The following is a 17597-nucleotide window of genomic DNA, read 5'->3' on the forward strand; positions in this document are numbered from 1 at the left end:
TGAAAGCCCTGCGCTTTTTCTTTTTCTCTTCCTGTCAGCTTGCGGAAAATTTGTGAGTGCAAATAGTCTATCTAATCTATTACCGGCATATGTATGAGATAAATAAGCTGACATGGAGGGAGATTGAATTTGACCATTACAAGACAAGATGCTTGGACTCAGGATGAGGATTTGCTGCTGGCAGAAGTGGTGCTTCGTCATATTCGAGAGGGAGGAACACAGCTTTCAGCCTTTGAGGAGGTTGGAAGGGCGCTGACCAGAACCGCGGCAGCCTGTGGTTTCAGGTGGAACTCGTATGTGAGAAAACAATACCAGTCAGGTATAGAGCTTGCAAAAAAGCAAAGGAAAGAACTGAGAAAGCAAATCGGCGTTCATTCGGTCAATATGCCGAATTCCATGAAGCAGACTGCCTCGGCATCGTCAGAAGGAAAACGAGATTTGTCCATTCAGGATGTCATTCAATTTCTCGAACAATTCAAAGAAACACCGTCTGCACAAGAATTTCAGCTTGAAAGGGAAAAATTGAAGGAGCAAATCCAATCGCTGCAAAAAGAGCTTGAGGATTTGCGGAGTGAAAATCAGACATTGCGGAATCAGCTAGAGATGACAGAAGAGGATTACAAGGCACTGATCGATATCATGGATCGGGCCAGAAAAATGGTTGTTTCGAAGGAAGACGGAAGAATGAAAAAAGCGGCTCAAGAAACGTAAAGAAACGCCTGAAATGAACCGGCCCTATAGTAAGAATAGGCCGGTTGTTTTGATTTCTATGCAGACTCTCCCGGTGTCATTTCGCGATCCATATCAGGATGCCAGATGAGCGGGTTTTCCCCTTTGTCCCGCGCCATATCATACTTAACAGTTTTAAAGTTCATTTTGTTCCAAAATTCCGCTGATTTCATTCTCGGATTTGTCCGGATCGGCATTTTGAATGATTTTGCAAATTCAACCAAGGCTCTCCCGTATCCCCTGTTCTGGTAGCCCGGAAGAACCTCAAGCTTCCACAGCTCCAAATAATCCTGGCGGTTGTCAAAATAGGGATTCGATTTGCCGTTAACTTGATACAGACTCATTCGTGCTACAAGTTTATCGCCAAAATAAATCCCGTAAAAAGGCGAGGTGCTGTCATTTTCAATAATATTATCCTGAAGTTCTTCAAGCATTGAAAGCTCCTGAATGCCGTATTCTTTGAATTTCTTGAATTCTTCCAGCGTTTTATAGTTGATAAGCAGACGTTCTACCTTTGTCAAACAAATCTCCCCCTTTGTTGTTTCTACATATATTGTAAACGCTTTATTTAAAAAATCCAAATATTTAAACTTTAATTTTAAGCACATGGGATCTTTGAGAAGTAATTTCTTCTTACTTCTGCTATGATAATACGTAAATGCTAAATTGGGTGTGACATCATGAAAATTGGAATTATCGGCGGAGGCTCCGTTGGTCTTTTATGCGCCTATTATTTGTCACTTTATCACGACGTGACTGTTGTGACGAGGCGGCAAGAACAGGCTGCGGCCATTCAGTCTGAAGGAATCCGGCTTTATAAAGGCGGGGAGGAATTCAGGGCTGATTGCAGTGCGGACACGAGTATCAATTCGGACTTTGACCTGCTTGTCGTGACAGTGAAGCAGCATCAGCTTCAATCTGTTTTTTCGTCGCTTGAACGAATCGGGAAGACGAATATATTATTTTTGCAAAACGGCATGGGGCATATCCACGACCTAAAAGACTGGCACGTTGGCCATTCCATTTATGTTGGAATCGTTGAGCACGGAGCTGTAAGAAAATCGGATACAGCTGTTGATCATACAGGCCTAGGTGCGATAAAATGGAGCGCGTTCGACGATGCTGAACCAGACCGGCTGAACATCTTGTTTCAGCATAACCATTCGGATTTTCCGATTTATTATGAGACGGATTGGTACCGTCTGCTGACGGGCAAGCTGATTGTAAATGCGTGTATTAATCCTTTAACTGCGTTATTGCAAGTGAAAAATGGAGAACTGCTGACAACGCCAGCTTATCTGGCTTTTATGAAGCTGGTATTTCAGGAGGCATGCCGCATTTTAAAACTTGAAAATGAAGAAAAGGCTTGGGAGCGGGTTCAGGCCGTTTGTGGGCAAACGAAAGAGAATCGTTCATCAATGCTGGTTGACGTCATTGGAGGCCGGCAGACGGAAGCTGACGCCATTATCGGATACTTATTGAAGGAAGCAAGTCTTCAAGGTCTTGATGCCGTCCACCTAGAGTTTTTATATGGCAGCATCAAAGCATTGGAGCGAAATACAAACAAAGTCTTTTGAGCTTTTTCGGTAACATGCTATACTCATTTCGGATCACTAACTATTTATTGGAGAAAGGAAGTTCTAGAAGATGCAGCTAACTGAACTTTCCATCAAAAATCAGAATGTGTTTGTACAGCACTATATAGATGGCAAAGAAGAAATGTCTTCTTTTTTTGATTACAGTATTCATCATAAGGACATGTGGCGCGAAAGACTGGAAGACTTATCTTCCCGGTTTTTCGCAAGAGAGGAATTGGCGGCGTACTTAACCTCTTACCATAATAAATTCGGTTCAAGTGCGATGCAGTCTGCTATTGAGAAGCTGAAGGACCCGTCAAGTGCCGCTGTAGTCGGCGGACAGCAGGCAGGACTTTTAACAGGACCGCTTTACACCATACATAAAATCATTTCAATCATTGTTTTAGCAAAGCAACAAGAAAAGGAACTGCAAGTGCCTGTCATACCAATCTTCTGGGTGGCTGGAGAAGACCACGATTTGGATGAGATTAATTTTGTTCACACATCTGAAGAGAATGGGCCTGTGAAAAAAAAGCTGCCTCAGTCTTATTGGAAGAAATCATCAGCAGCGAGTACATCGCTTGATCAGGAAAAGTGTGCCGCGTGGATAGATGATGTTTTTGCCGCTTTTGAAGAAACAGACCATACGAATACACTTCTCGACAATGTGAAACGATGTTTAAGGGAATCTGTTACGTTTACTGACTTCTTTGAACTGCTGATCGCGGATTTGTTCCAAGAAGAGGGCTTAGTTTTATTAAATTCTGGGGATCCGGGGATTAAAAAGCTGGAAACGGCCATGTTCCAAAAGATTCTTCGAGAAAATGATGAACTCGCCCGGGCTGTATCAGATCAGCAGGCCTTCATGCGTCAAGCAGGCTACAAACCGATTATCGAGTCCGGAAAAGAGCAGGCGAATCTGTTTTATGAATACGAAGATGAGCGTTTTTTAATTGAAAAAGATAACGGCCGATTTGTCATCAAAGAGCTTGATCTAGGATGGACGAGGGATGAACTTCATACACATATGGAAGAACATCCAGAGCGTTTCAGCAACAATGTTGTAACGAGACCGTTAATGCAGGAATTTCTCATTCCGACTTTAGCATTTATTGCAGGGCCTGGGGAAATCAATTATTGGGGCGAGCTCAAACAGGCATTTGCGGTGATGGGCTTCAAAATGCCTCCTGTCATGCCAAGGCTGAACATTACGATACTTGAGCGGCATATTGAGAAAAAACTGGCTGAACGGAATATCTCATTACAAGACGCGATTGAGCGCGGAACGGAGAATCAAAGAGAGACATACTTCGAGCGCCAGATTCCGGAAGAGTTTACGGCGGTGATGGATCAGGCGAAAAGCCAAATTGAAGCGATTCACAAAACGGTCCGGCAGGAGGCGTTAAAGGTTGATCAAAGCTTGGAACCTTTACTTCTGAAAAATGCCGCTTTTATTCAGGATCAGCTTCAATTCTTAGAGCGCACGGTGATGAAGCGAATTGAAGAAAAAGAAGGCTACGTCTTGAAGGATTATGAAAGAATTCAAAATAGCATTAAGCCGCTTCTTGCGCCGCAAGAACGGATTTGGAATATCATGTATTATTTGAACAGGTACGGTCCAAAATTCTTCACGACATTCAAGAATCTGCCATTTTCTTTTCAAAATCAACATCAAGTTGTCAAACTTTGAAATAAAGTTTTAAAGAACCCTGACTAGTTCAGGGTTTTTTTTTATGGGTAAACAGTGTAAAATGAAGTTGTGGAGCGAAGTGGTGAATAGTGGTGAGTTAAGGAGAGAAAGTGGGGCAAGAGATCATGTTTATGGGTGAATATCAGCATACCATCGATGCGAAAGGCCGCATGATCGTACCCGCTAAATTCAGAGAAGGCCTAGGTGAGCAATTTGTGCTGACTAGAGGACTTGACCAATGTCTCTTCGGCTACCCTATGCACGAATGGAAACAAATTGAAGAAAAACTAAAAGCTCTTCCTCTCACAAAGAAAGATGCCCGCGCGTTTACCCGTTTCTTCTTTTCAGGGGCGACTGAATGCGAACTGGATAAGCAAGGCAGGGTAAATATCGCATCATCTCTATTGAATTACGCCAAACTGGAAAAAGAATGTGTTGTTATCGGGGTTTCTAATCGAATTGAATTGTGGAGTAAAGTAATTTGGGAACAATACACAGAAGAGCAAGAAGATTCATTTGCTGAAATTGCTGAAAACATGATTGGGTTTGATATATAATGATTCTTCGTGTATAACACTCTAAAAACAATTTCAATTCATCCTGATAAAAGGTGGGACCAACACAATATGTTTCAACACAAGACAGTACTTCTTCGTGAAACCGTAGACGGACTTAATATTAAACCAGACGGTACATATGTAGACTGCACACTCGGCGGAGCTGGGCATAGTACATACTTATTGCAGCAGTTATCCGAGAAGGGGCGTTTAATCGCTTTTGACCAAGATGATACGGCATTACAGCATGCTAAAGAAGTGTTGTCCGATTATAAAGGACAGCTCATTCTGATTAAAAGCAATTTCAGGTATTTAAAAGAATATTTGAATGAACAAGGCGTTACAGAAGTAGACGGCATTTTATTTGATTTAGGGGTGTCCTCTCCGCAGCTGGATACACCGGAGCGCGGATTCAGTTACCATCATGACGCACCGTTGGACATGAGGATGGACCAGTCGGCTACGCTTTCGGCGAAAGAAGTCGTTAATGAGTGGCGCTATGAGGATCTCGTCCGTATTTTCTTTAAATACGGAGAAGAGAAGTTCAGTAAACAGATCGCCAGAAAAATTGAGGAGGCAAGAATGAAGTCTCCTATTCAAACTACGGGCCAACTGGTCGATCTAATAAAAGACGCGATTCCCGCTCCAGCGAGAAGGAGCGGGGGACATCCCGCTAAACGCGTGTTTCAGGCAATCAGAATTGCCGTAAACGATGAACTTAGGGTGTTTGAAGAAGCTTTGGAGCAGGCAATTGAGGTTCTGAAGCCAGGGGGCAGGGTATCGGTCATTACCTTCCACTCGCTAGAAGACAGAATTTGCAAAACCACTTTTAAAGAAAAGTCGTCGCTTCCGGAACTTCCTCCGGGACTTCCTGTTATACCGGAAGAGTTTGAACCGGAGCTGAAGCTCATCACACGAAAACCGATTACGGCATCTCAAGAAGAGCTTGAAGAGAACAACCGGGCTCGTTCTGCCAAGCTTCGGATTGCTGAAAAAAGAAAATAACGAAACGCGAACGCAAAATTAAAAGGAGGTCATCAGCCTATGAGCAATTTAGCTTACCAACCAGAGAAACAGCAGCGGCATGCGATCAGTCCTGAGAAAAAAGTGATTGTCAAGAAAAGGGCTTCCATTACTCTCGGAGAAAAAGTGCTTCTTGTCCTCTTTGCTGCGGCGGTGCTCAGCGTATCGCTTTTGATCGTATCGAAGGCGTATGCGGCATATCAAACCAATATTGAGGTGCAAAAGCTTGAGGAGCAAATTTCATCCGAAAATAAGCAAATTGGTGACCTCGAAAAAAGCGTTGCTGATTTAAGCAAACCGCAGCGCATTATGGACATTGCGAAAAAGAACGGCTTGAATTTAAAAGATAAAAAAGTGAAAAACATACAGGAATGATTCAAATGCCAAAAAAGAATAAATTTATGAATAGAGGAGCAGCGATTCTAAGTATTTGTTTCGCTCTCTTTTTCTTTGTCATCCTGGGGAGAATGGCATATATTCAAATAACCGGAAAAGCGAACGGCGAAGTGCTTGCGACAAAAGCGACAGAGCAGCATGAAAAGAAACGGACCATCGAAGCGAGCCGCGGCTCGATTTTAGACCGAAAAGGAAAAGTCATTGCAGAGGACACAGCGACGTATAAACTGATTGCGATTCTCGATAAAAAAATGACCACTGATGTCAAGCATCCTCAGCATGTTGTAAACAAAGAAAAAACGGCGGAAGCATTGTCTAAAGTGATAAACTTGGACAAGGCCGACATCCTTGATATCTTAAATAAAGATGCAAAACAAGTCGAGTTTGGCTCAGCTGGCCGGGATATTACGTATTCACAAAAGCAAAAAATCGAAAAAATGAAACTCCCGGGCATTTCATTTTTACGGGATACAAAACGCTACTATCCAAACGGAGTATTTGCATCTAATCTAATCGGCTATGCCGAGGTTGATGAAGAAACAAATGAAATTTCCGGCGCGATGGGATTAGAAAAAGTGCTGGATAAGTATTTGAAGGAGCGGGACGGATATGTGACATATGAAAGCGACAAATCCGGCTGGGAGCTCCCGAACAGCAAAAATAAAATTACAGCGCCAAAAAATGGTGACAATGTATATTTAACCATTGACCAGAAAATTCAAACCTTTTTGGAAGACAGCATGACAAAAGTGGCGCAAAAGTATAATCCGAAAAAAATCATGGCCGCAGTCGTTGATCCGAAAACGGGCAAAGTCCTTGCCATGGGACAGCGCCCAAGCTTTGATCCGAACAAGCGCGATGTGACAAACTACTATAATGATTTGATTTCATATGCGTATGAACCCGGGTCCACGATGAAGATCTTTACACTCGCTGCTGCGATGCAGGAAAACGTGTTTAATGCGAACGAAAAATATAAATCAGGGACATTTGAAGTTGGCGGAGCACCTGTTAAGGATCACAATAACGGTGTAGGCTGGGGTCCGACAACATATCATGACGGCGTCCTAAGGTCGTCGAATGTCGCTTTTGCGAAACTGGCGAAAGAAAAGCTGGGATATGACCGCCTCAATCAATATTTGCACAAATTCAATTTTTACCAGAAAACAGGTATTGATTTGCCAGGAGAAGTCTCCAGCAAAATCAACTTTAAATATGAATTTGATAAGGCGTCAACTGCATATGGCCAAGCGTCTGCGGTCACACCAATTCAGCAGATTCAGGCCGCAACGGCAATTGCAAATGACGGTAAAATGATGAAACCTTATGTCATTGACCATATCGTTGACCCTGATAAAGATAAAACTATTTATCAAAATAAGCCGGAATCAGCCGGAACTCCAATTTCTGCAAGTACTGCGAAAAAGGTGCGGGATATATTAGGAGAAGTCGTTACATCGAAGATCGGAACAGGGCAAGCTTATAAAATCGAAGGTTTTGATGTTGCCGGGAAAACAGGTACTGCGCAAATAGCCGGTAAAGGCGGATATTTAGACGGCACAGATAACTATATCTTTTCGTTTATGGGTATGGCGCCAAAAGATGATCCTGAGCTTTTAATTTATGTTGCTGTACAGCAGCCGCAACTAAAAGCAGGACAAAGCAGTTCAGATCCAGTATCAGAAATCTTCAATCCAACAATGAAAAATAGCCTGCACTACCTAAACATCGAACCAACTGAAAAATCTGACTCAGATAAGGAAGAAACAAAAGCGCAGACAATGCCTGATTTAACAGATCAAACGGTAGCTGCTGCTCAAAAGAAAGCAAAAGAGGAGAATCTCACACCAATTGTCATCGGCAGTGATGTCGCTGTAAAAGAACAGTATCCGAAAGCGGATGAGGAAGTTCTCACCAATCAAAAGGTCTTCCTGAAAACGGGCGGCAAAATCAAAATGCCTGATATGACAGGCTGGTCGAGAAGAGAGGTTCTGCAGTACGGCGAGCTCGCGGGAATTCATATTGAAGTAAGCGGACAAGGCTACGCTGTCAGCCAAAGTGTTAAGAAAGACAAAGAAATCAAAGACAAAACCGTAATCAAGGTTAAGTTTAAAAATCCTGATTAAAAAGAAAGCCGTCGTTATGCAGGCTTTCTTTTTTTATGCCTTCAGAGGAGCATCGTTCTACCTGTCCAAATTCAGGCATAAAATGAAACAAGCCTAAATAAGGAGTGAACGGTCTCTTGCGCGTCTCGAATGTAACGGTTAGAAAACGTTTATTATTTGTTTTGCTTTTTGGCGTGATCGTGTTTCTGATCATTGATACAAGGCTGGGGTATGTTCAGTTTGTGATGGGCGAAAAACTGACTTCGCTAGCGAAAGATTCCTGGAGCCGGAACTTGCCGTTTGAGCCGGAGAGAGGCGAGATTCTGGATCGGAATGGTGTGAAGCTCGCAACAAATAAAAGTGCGCCGACCGTATTCGTCGTGCCGCGCCAAGTTCAGAATCCGATGAAAACGAGCAAGCAGCTTGCGGCGGTGCTCAATATGTCAGAAGAAAAAGTATATAAACATGTGACAAAAAAAGCGTCAATCGAAAAGATCACTCCTGAAGGGAGAAAAATTTCAAATGAGAAGGCGAAAGAAATCAAAGCGCTTGATTTAAAAGGTGTGTATGTTGCGGAGGACAGTATCCGTCATTACCCGTTCGGCAGCTTTTTATCTCATGTGCTTGGATTTGCAGGAATTGACAACCAAGGGCTCCTTGGACTTGAAGCCTATTACGACGATGATTTAAAAGGGGAAAAAGGTTCTGTTAAGTTTTATACAGATGCCAAGGGGAAGAAGATGCCTGATGAAGCGGATGACTATACGCCGCCTAAGGATGGGCTTGATATGAAGCTGACAGTTGATTCAAAGGTTCAGACGATAATGGAAAGAGAGCTTGATAACGCTGAGGCCAAATATCATCCGGACGGCATGATTGCCGTAGCCATGAATCCGAAAAACGGAGAAATTTTGGGGATGTCTAGCAGGCCTGACTTCGACCCTGCTGATTACCAATCTGTTGATCCGTCCGTCTACAATCGAAATCTGCCAGTATGGAGCACGTATGAACCGGGATCTACCTTTAAAATTATTACACTTGCAGCAGCCCTTGAAGAGCAAAAAGTAAATTTGAAACGGGATCAATTTTATGATAAAGGGCATGCTGAAGTGGACGGAGCGAGACTGCGGTGCTGGAAAAGAGGCGGGCACGGGCTGCAGACGTATCTGGAAGTTGTGCAGAACTCCTGCAACCCGGGGTTTGTTGAATTAGGCGAGCGCTTAGGAAAGGAAAAGCTTTTCAAATATATCAAAGACTTTGGTTTTGGACAAAAAACGGGGATTGATCTCCAAGGCGAGGGAACAGGCATCTTATTCCCGCTTGAGAGAGTGGGCCCGGTGGAGCAAGCAACTACGGCTTTCGGACAGGGAGTATCCGTCACGCCGATTCAGCAGGTTGCAGCAGTATCCGCCGCTGTAAACGGAGGAACGCTCTATACACCTTATATTGCAAAGGAATGGATCGATCCTGTTACGAAGAAAACGGTCAAAAAACAATCACCAATCGCAAAGAAACAAGTCATTTCTGAGGAAACATCCAAACAAATCCGCTATGCTCTAGAAAGCGTCGTCGCAGAAGGAACCGGCCGCAATGCATTTGTAGAAGGATATCGTGTCGGAGGAAAAACGGGAACTGCACAAAAGGTTAAAGATGGAAAATATCTTGAAAACAACCATATTGTATCATTTATCGGTTTCGCGCCAGCAGATGATCCGAGTCTAGTCGTCTACGTTGCGGTGGATAACCCGAAAGGCACGATTCAGTTTGGCGGAACGGTGGCAGCGCCTATTGTCGGAAATATTATGAGAGACAGTCTGCCGGAACTTGGTGTGAAGCCCCGGAAAAATCAAATCGAGAAAAAATACCAATGGAACGACACAAAAACAATAGAAGTTCCGAATGTTGTAGGGATGTCTGTCTCAGATCTTGAGTCACTATTGGTGAATCTCAATGTGGATGCTTCCGGGAAAGGGAGCAAAATCGTTAAACAATCGCCAGCTGCCGGAACGAAAGTAAAAGAAGGCTCAAAGATACGCGTGTATTTGACTGAAGAAGATGAAAAGGAGGCAGCCGATTGATTCGGGCTGCCTATTCTTTTATTGCAGAAAAAATGCTGATATCTTTCAAGATTAGCTGGATGTATCCTTTTATTTACGCTAAAATATGAACTGTATGCTTAAAATCATTACCACATCATTTGATGTGACTTCAATGATAAAAAGAACGAATTAGAATGTTGAGAGGTTTGATACGATGAAACTTACAAAGCTGCTTACATACTTAACAACCGAACCTTCTGTAAACGACTCACAAGACCCTGAAATAACTTCAATTGAGATGGACTCCAGGGAAGTAAAGAAAGGGAGTCTTTTTGTATGTGTAAAAGGGTATACGGTGGATGGCCACGATTTTGCGCAAAAAGCAGTAGAAAACGGTGCAGCGGCTATTGTGGCAGAAAGAGAGGTCGATGTGAATGTTCCTGTTATTATTGTCCGGCAGTCACTTCGCGCGCTCAGCGTTTTGTCTGATGCGTTTTACGGACAGCCGACGAAGAAGCTTCAGCTGATTGGGATAACAGGGACAAACGGCAAAACATCAACGACCCACATGGTCGATGAGATTCTGAAAAAAGCGGGAAAACGCACAGGCTTGATCGGTACAATGTACATGAAAATCGGAGACGAAACACTTCCTGTTAAAAACACGACTCCGGAAAGCGTCACGCTGCAGAAAACGTTTAAGAAAATGAATGACAAGCACGTTGACACTGCAATCATGGAGGTTTCTTCCCACGCTTTGTCTTTAGGACGCGTCCATGGCTGTGATTATGATATTGCCGTGTTTACGAATTTAACACAGGACCATCTGGACTATCATAAAACGATGGATGAGTACCGGCATGCAAAAAGCTTGCTCTTTTCCCAACTTGGCGGGGCTTTCAACCATGAACATCCAAAGCGTGCCGTCCTGAATGCTGACGATGAGGCGAGCGCTTATTTTGAAAAGGTAACAGCTGCGCATATCTCTACATACGGAATTAAAAACGATGCTGATGTGATGGCGAAGAACATCAGTATCACTGCACAGGGCACAAGCTTTGATCTCGTGACAAACAAAGGCACGAAGCACATCACGATGTCTCTCGTCGGACAATTTAATGTGTATAACGTGCTGGCCGCTGTTGCGACATGTATTGCAGCAGGCATACCGTTTGAAATCATCACTGAGGCTGTTGAAGAATTGCATGGTGTAAGAGGCCGTTTTGAATTGGTCAATCAGCAGCAGGAGTTTCCTGTCATTGTAGACTACGCGCACACACCGGACAGCCTTGAAAATGTGCTGGAGACATGCAGAGACATGACGGAAGGAAAGCTATTTGTCGTTGTCGGCTGCGGAGGAGACAGAGATAAGACGAAGCGCCCGAAAATGGCTAAAATTGCTGTGGAGCTGGCTGACGAGCCGATTTTCACGTCAGATAACCCGAGAAGCGAAGATCCTCGCGCGATTTTAAGAGATATGGAAGCCGGAGTAGAGAACGCATACTATCACAGTATTGCAAACCGCGAGCAGGCGATCTTTTTCGCAATTGCCAATGCCAAAAAAGGCGACGTTGTCCTCATTGCCGGAAAAGGACATGAAACCTATCAGCAGATCGGAAATGAAACTTTCGATTTTGATGATGCTGAAGTAGCGGCGAGAGCCATTGTTGAACTCAATAAGAATAAGACGAATTCATAGGAAAGAGATGTTACTGAATAATGGAGCTTGAAAAGATTTTTCATATGGAAAAAAATCATGAATATGATAACTACGTATGTCGTTTGAAAGAAACAGGAGGAGAAAAGGACAATGCTTGAGCAAGTCATTCTGTTTACAATTTTAATGGGGTTTTTAATTAGTGTTCTGCTCTCTCCGATTCTTATTCCGTTTTTAAGAAGATTAAAATTCGGCCAGAGTATTAGAGAAGAAGGACCGAAATCACATCAGAAAAAATCAGGGACACCGACAATGGGCGGGGTCATGATCATACTTTCTATCATAGTGACAACAATTGTTATGACACAGAAGTTTTCAGAAATAAGCCCCGAAATGGTGCTGCTTCTGTTTGTTACGCTAGGCTACGGTTTGCTTGGCTTTTTAGATGATTACATCAAGGTTGTCATGAAGCGCAATCTTGGATTGACATCAAAGCAAAAGCTGATCGGACAAATTATTATTGCGGTTGTATTTTACGCCGTGTATCATTACTACAATTTTGCGACGGATATTCGCATTCCTGGAACTGACTTATCATTTGATCTTGGCTGGGCTTACTTTATCCTTGTGCTCTTTATGCTAGTCGGCGGATCAAACGCAGTTAACCTGACTGACGGCCTTGACGGGTTATTATCCGGTACTGCGGCGATTGCCTTTGGCGCCTTTGCCATTCTGGCATGGAATCAGTCTCAATATGACGTAGCGATTTTCTCAGTTGCCGTTGTCGGTGCAGTTCTGGGCTTCCTTGTATTTAATGCTCATCCGGCCAAAGTTTTTATGGGAGATACGGGATCGCTTGCATTGGGAGGAGCCATCGTTACCATTGCCATTTTAACGAAATTAGAGATCCTGCTGGTTATCATCGGCGGTGTATTCGTTATCGAGACATTATCCGTTATTTTGCAGGTCATCAGCTTTAAAACGACAGGTAAACGAATCTTTAAAATGAGTCCGCTTCATCACCATTATGAGCTTGTCGGCTGGTCTGAATGGAGAGTAGTCGTGACGTTTTGGGCTGCGGGACTTTTGCTTGCCGTTTTAGGAATTTACATCGAGGTGTGGTTATAAGTGGAAAATGATCAATTTTTACAGAAACAGCATTTTTTAATCCTTGGGCTTGCGAAAAGCGGATATGCGGCGGCCTCCATTCTTCATGAAAAAGGCATTTATGTTGCAGTCAATGATCAAAAGCCTTTTGAAGAAAATGAACCGGCACAAAAGCTTTCTGAAAAAGGAATCGAAGTTGTTTGCGGAGAGCATCCAGTTTCTCTGTTCGATCAGCATCAAATCACGATTCTGATCAAAAACCCGGGAATTCCTTATGAAAATATCATGGTTCAGGAAGCAGAGAAACGAGGTATTCCGGTTTGGACGGAAATTGAGCTCGCTTACTACCTGACCAGCGCCAAGTTTATCGGGATTACCGGATCGAACGGTAAAACGACCACGACAACGCTAATTTACGAAATGCTCAAGGCTGACTCGCAAAAAGCACTGATTGCCGGAAACATCGGCACAGTCGCAAGTGAGGTTGCCTATCATGCTGATGGAGATGAATGGATCGTTACCGAACTGTCTTCGTTTCAGCTGATGGGAACACACGCTTTCAGACCGGAAATCAGCCTGATTTTAAATGTATTTGACGCCCATCTGGATTATCACCATACGCGCGAAAACTATGAAAAAGCGAAACAGAAAGTGTACCTTCATCAGACTGCTTCAGATAAAGCTATTGTCAACCAGGATGATGAAACCGTCGTGCGTCTTGCTGAAGCCGGAAAAGCCGAAATCGTCCCATTTTCAGTCAGCAAAACGCTTGAACAGGGCGCATATGTAAAAGACAGTATGATTATGTTTAACGGCGAAGCCATTCTTCCTCTGGAAGAGGTTGTACTGCCCGGTGCTCATAACCTGGAGAACATTTTAGCAGCTATTGCAGTTGTGAAAACGGCAGGAGCATCCAATGAGGCGGTTAAAAAGGTGCTGACAAGCTTTACTGGTGTGAAGCACCGCCTCCAATATGTCACAACTGTGAATGGCCGCAAATTTTATAACGACAGTAAAGCAACAAACATTCTGGCGACAAGCAAGGCGCTTTCAGCTTTTGATAAGCCGGTCATTCTGCTTGCGGGCGGACTGGATCGCGGAAATGGTTTTGATGACTTGAAACCTTATATGAAGCATGTCAAAGCAGTGCTTACATTTGGCCAGACGGCGCCAAAACTCGAGAAACTCGGCAATGAACTGGGAATACAACATGTCAAACGTGTCGATAATGTTGAACAAGCAGTATCTGCGGCGTTTGCGCTCTCAAATGAAGGAGATGTCATCCTGCTGTCACCCGCGTGTGCGAGCTGGGATCAATTCAAAACATTTGAAGAACGCGGTGACATGTTTATAGATGCCGTGCATATGCTTAAGTAAGGGCTTGTCTTGAAGTAAATCGGCAGCCCTAATGACTTTAAGCTTGGGGTGTCGATTGCTTTGACTACTAAAAAAACATCGCCTGATTTGTTATTGGTCATCATTACGTTATTATTATTAACAATCGGATTAATTATGGTGTACAGTGCGAGTGCGGTATGGGCGGATTATAAATTTGACGACTCATTCTTTTTCGCGAAACGGCAGCTTTTGTTTGCGGGAATCGGCGTCATTGCTATGTTTTTTATCATGAATGTTGATTATTGGACTTGGAGGACATGGTCCAAATTGCTGATGGTTATCTGCTTTTTCCTTCTGGTGCTTGTTTTGATACCGGGCGTCGGAATGGTGCGGAACGGTTCAAGAAGCTGGATCGGAGTCGGAGCATTCAGCATACAGCCTTCAGAGTTTATGAAGCTTGCGATGATTGCATTCCTTGCTAAATTTCTCTCTGAAAAACAAAAAAACATCACATCGTTCAGACGGGGGTTCGTCCCTGCACTTGGCATCGTGTTTTCAGCATTTTTGATTATCATGTGCCAGCCTGACCTCGGAACGGGGACAGTTATGGTCGGAACTTGTATTGTCATGATTTTTGTAGCCGGCGCACGGATCGCCCATTTCGTCTTTCTCGGGCTGATCGGCCTCAGCGGATTTGTCGGGCTCGTACTATCGGCTCCATATCGGATAAAGCGGATTACCTCATACTTAAATCCATGGGAAGACCCGCTCGGAAGCGGATTTCAGATCATTCAATCGCTTTATGCAGTGGGGCCCGGCGGGTTGTTCGGAATGGGGCTCGGACAAAGCAGACAGAAGTTCTTTTATCTGCCTGAGCCGCAAACAGACTTTATTTTCGCCATCTTGTCAGAGGAGCTGGGCTTTATCGGGGGAACACTTATTTTGCTCCTCTTCAGCGTCCTGCTGTGGAGAGGAATCAGAATTGCGCTTGGTGCGCCTGATCTGTACGGAAGCTTTGTCGCAGTCGGCATTATTTCAATGATTGCCATTCAAGTCATGATAAATATCGGCGTAGTCACGGGCCTGATTCCTGTAACAGGCATCACGCTCCCGTTTCTGAGCTACGGAGGCTCTTCATTGACTCTAATGCTGATGGCAGTTGGTGTGCTGCTGAATGTAAGCCGCTACTCGAGGTATTAACGAATGTATTTCCAAGCCTCCTGTCTAACATGAAGCTTGGAAACAATTGATGCGATAACCCTGTCCAACAAAACAGGGTTATCGTTATGTTATAGAGAAACTTAGACTGGGGGAAAAAAGAAATGCGAATTGCAATAAGCGGAGGCGGTACAGGGGGACATATTTATCCTGCTCTTGCTTTTATTAAAGAAGTGCAAAGACGTCATCCTAATGTGGAATTTTTATATATCGGAACAGAAAACGGGCTGGAGAAAAAAATTGTTGAGCGGGAGAATATACCGTTTCGTTCAATTGAAATTACAGGATTTAAAAGAAAATTGTCATTTGAAAATGTCAAGACTGTGATGCGTTTTCTGAAGGGCGTCAAAAAGAGTAAATCGTATTTAGCGGAATTTAAGCCCGATGCCGTAATTGGAACGGGCGGTTATGTATGCGGGCCGGTTGTCTATGCCGCTGCGAAAATGGGAATTCCGACTATTGTCCACGAACAAAACAGCCTGCCGGGCATCACGAATAAGTTTCTTTCAAAATATGTTAATAAAGTAGCGATTTGTTTTGAAGAAGCGAAATCACATTTTCCTAGCGAGAAAGTTGTATTTACGGGAAACCCGAGAGCCTCTGAAGTCGTCTCAATAAAGACGGGACGATCATTGGCTGAATTTGGGCTTTCTGAAGACAAAAAAACGGTCTTAATTTTCGGCGGAAGCCGAGGCGCTGCACCGATTAACCGCGCTGTCATTGACATGCAGGATGCGCTGAAAACAAGAGACTATCAAGTGCTGTATATCACCGGTGAAGTTCACTATGAAAAAGTAATGAATGAGCTGAAAAGCAAGGGTGCCGCTGATAATATGGTCACAAAGCCGTTTCTTCATCAAATGCCTGAGTATTTAAAGGCCATTGATGTCATTGTGGCCAGAGCCGGTGCGACAACGATTGCCGAAATTACTGCTCTCGGAATCCCAAGTGTTCTGATCCCAAGTCCATATGTGACAGCGAATCACCAGGAGGTCAATGCGAGATCTCTTGGCCAGCATAATGCGGCGATTGTACTGAAAGAAACAGAGCTCAGCGGGGAGAAGCTGATTGAAGCGCTAGACCGGATTGTACTGAATGAGCAAACGTTAAAGGAAATGAGCGAACGAACAAAGTCACTCGGTGTTCCTGACGCGGCTGCCCGTTTATACAGCGTACTCGAGGAATTAAAAAAATAGTAGAAAAGCAAATGGAATGCGGAGGTTTACGATGGAGAAAGTGATACAGGAATTAAAAGAACGCGAAGTCGGCAAGGTTCTTGCAAATGAACCGCTCGCGAATCATACAACGATGAAAATCGGCGGACCTGCGGATGTATTGGTCATTCCAAGCAGTGTAGATGCTGTTAAAGACATCATGGACGTGATTAAAAAATATGATGTGAAGTGGACAGTCATCGGCCGCGGATCAAATCTTCTTGTTTTAGATGAAGGAATTAGAGGCGTAGTAATCAAGCTGGGGGCGGGTCTTGACCATTTGGAGCTTGAAGGGGAGCAAGTAACAGTCGGAGGCGGTTATTCAGTGGTCCGCCTTGCTACATCATTGAGCAAAAAAGGCCTGTCCGGTTTGGAATTTGCTGCCGGCATTCCAGGATCAGTCGGCGGAGCGGTTTATATGAATGCCGGCGCTCACGGTTCTGATATGAGCGAGATCCTCGTCAAAGCGCATATTTTATTTGAAGACGGAACGATTGAGTGGCTGACAAATGAGCAGATGGATTTCAGCTACAGGACATCTGTACTGCAAAAGAAACGCCCGGGCGTTTGCCTTGAAGCTGTGTTGCAGCTGGAGCAGAAGGATAAGGAATCAATCGTTCAGCAAATGCAAAGCAATAAAGACTATAGAAAAAATACACAGCCGTATTCAAGCCCTTGTGCGGGAAGCATATTCAGAAATCCGCTTCCGAATCATGCCGGGAACCTTGTAGAAAAAGCAGGCTTGAAAGGATATCAAATCGGCGGTGCAAAGATATCGGAGATGCACGGAAACTTCATCGTCAATGCGGGAGGAGCATCAGCAAAAGATGTGCTTGATCTCATTGACCATGTGAAAAAGACAATCCGTGAAAAATACGAGATTGATATGCACACAGAGGTTGAAATCATCGGCGGAAATCGCTGATTCAAGTTCTGACTGAAGCTGT

At 43.9% G+C, this 17597-nt stretch carries 15 protein-coding genes; 14 read left to right on the forward strand and 1 reads right to left on the reverse strand.

Annotated elements, in window-relative coordinates:
* Window positions 1–129 precede the first annotated feature (129 nt).
* On the forward strand, window positions 130–711 hold the full coding sequence (gene gerR, locus MHB62_RS08080; RefSeq protein WP_003232210.1) for a sporulation specific transcriptional regulator GerR: 582 nt from the start codon (window positions 130–132) through the stop codon (window positions 709–711).
* 56 nt (window positions 712–767) lie between these two features.
* Here the strand turns inward: gerR and MHB62_RS08085 are convergent, their stop codons facing one another.
* Window positions 768–1250: an N-acetyltransferase gene (locus MHB62_RS08085; RefSeq protein ID WP_003244940.1), complete on the reverse strand. Its 483-nt coding sequence runs from the start codon at window positions 1248–1250 to the stop codon at window positions 768–770.
* A gap of 159 nt (window positions 1251–1409) precedes the next feature.
* On the opposite strand from MHB62_RS08085, the gene MHB62_RS08090 reads away from it, so the two are divergent.
* From MHB62_RS08090 to murB, 13 genes are all read left to right on the forward strand, one after another.
* Complete coding sequence (locus tag MHB62_RS08090) at window positions 1410–2306, forward strand: 2-dehydropantoate 2-reductase (RefSeq protein WP_003232206.1); 897 nt, start codon at window positions 1410–1412, stop codon at window positions 2304–2306.
* A 70-nt stretch (window positions 2307–2376) separates the two neighbouring features.
* Window positions 2377–3996 carry a bacillithiol biosynthesis cysteine-adding enzyme BshC gene (bshC, locus tag MHB62_RS08095; RefSeq protein WP_003245571.1) on the forward strand — a complete coding sequence of 540 codons (1620 nt, stop codon included), beginning with the start codon at window positions 2377–2379 and terminating at the stop codon, window positions 3994–3996.
* A gap of 125 nt (window positions 3997–4121) precedes the next feature.
* Window positions 4122–4553: a division/cell wall cluster transcriptional repressor MraZ gene (gene mraZ, locus MHB62_RS08100; RefSeq protein WP_003221402.1), complete on the forward strand. Its 432-nt coding sequence runs from the start codon at window positions 4122–4124 to the stop codon at window positions 4551–4553.
* 69 nt (window positions 4554–4622) lie between these two features.
* The gene (gene rsmH, locus MHB62_RS08105) at window positions 4623–5558 is read left to right on the forward strand and encodes a 16S rRNA (cytosine(1402)-N(4))-methyltransferase RsmH (RefSeq protein ID WP_003245724.1); all 936 of its coding nucleotides are present in this window, start codon (window positions 4623–4625) and stop codon (window positions 5556–5558) included.
* Window positions 5559–5597: 39 nt separating this feature from the next.
* Entirely contained in the window at window positions 5598–5951 is a 354-nt protein-coding gene (ftsL, locus tag MHB62_RS08110; RefSeq protein ID WP_003232200.1) for a cell division protein FtsL, read from the forward strand.
* Window positions 5948–8098, forward strand: a complete 2151-nt coding sequence (gene pbpB, locus MHB62_RS08115) for a penicillin-binding protein 2B (RefSeq protein ID WP_009968930.1) — start codon at window positions 5948–5950, stop codon at window positions 8096–8098. Before ftsL ends, pbpB begins: the two co-directional genes overlap by 4 nt.
* 116 nt (window positions 8099–8214) lie before the next feature.
* Entirely contained in the window at window positions 8215–10155 is a 1941-nt protein-coding gene (locus MHB62_RS08120; protein WP_003245048.1) for a stage V sporulation protein D, read from the forward strand.
* A gap of 175 nt (window positions 10156–10330) precedes the next feature.
* The gene (locus tag MHB62_RS08125) at window positions 10331–11815 is read left to right on the forward strand and encodes a UDP-N-acetylmuramoyl-L-alanyl-D-glutamate--2,6-diaminopimelate ligase (protein ID WP_003245326.1); all 1485 of its coding nucleotides are present in this window, start codon (window positions 10331–10333) and stop codon (window positions 11813–11815) included.
* Window positions 11816–11926: 111 nt separating this feature from the next.
* A complete protein-coding gene (gene mraY / locus MHB62_RS08130; RefSeq protein WP_003232192.1) occupies window positions 11927–12901 on the forward strand; it encodes a phospho-N-acetylmuramoyl-pentapeptide-transferase in 975 nt (324 codons plus the stop codon).
* Window positions 12902–14257, forward strand: a complete 1356-nt coding sequence (gene murD / locus MHB62_RS08135) for a UDP-N-acetylmuramoyl-L-alanine--D-glutamate ligase (protein WP_003232189.1) — start codon at window positions 12902–12904, stop codon at window positions 14255–14257. It abuts the gene before it with no gap.
* 60 nt (window positions 14258–14317) lie between these two features.
* The gene (gene spoVE, locus MHB62_RS08140; RefSeq protein ID WP_003244810.1) at window positions 14318–15418 is read left to right on the forward strand and encodes a stage V sporulation protein E; all 1101 of its coding nucleotides are present in this window, start codon (window positions 14318–14320) and stop codon (window positions 15416–15418) included.
* Between the two features lie 122 nt (window positions 15419–15540).
* Window positions 15541–16632, forward strand: coding sequence for an undecaprenyldiphospho-muramoylpentapeptide beta-N-acetylglucosaminyltransferase (gene murG / locus MHB62_RS08145; RefSeq protein ID WP_029726510.1), 1092 nt, complete (start codon window positions 15541–15543; stop codon window positions 16630–16632).
* 31 nt (window positions 16633–16663) lie between these two features.
* The gene (gene murB, locus MHB62_RS08150) at window positions 16664–17575 is read left to right on the forward strand and encodes a UDP-N-acetylmuramate dehydrogenase (RefSeq protein ID WP_003232182.1); all 912 of its coding nucleotides are present in this window, start codon (window positions 16664–16666) and stop codon (window positions 17573–17575) included.
* Window positions 17576–17597 lie beyond the last annotated feature (22 nt).

Source organism: Bacillus sp. FSL K6-0255 (assembly GCF_045040725.1).
Classification (GTDB): domain Bacteria; phylum Bacillota; class Bacilli; order Bacillales; family Bacillaceae; genus Bacillus; species Bacillus subtilis.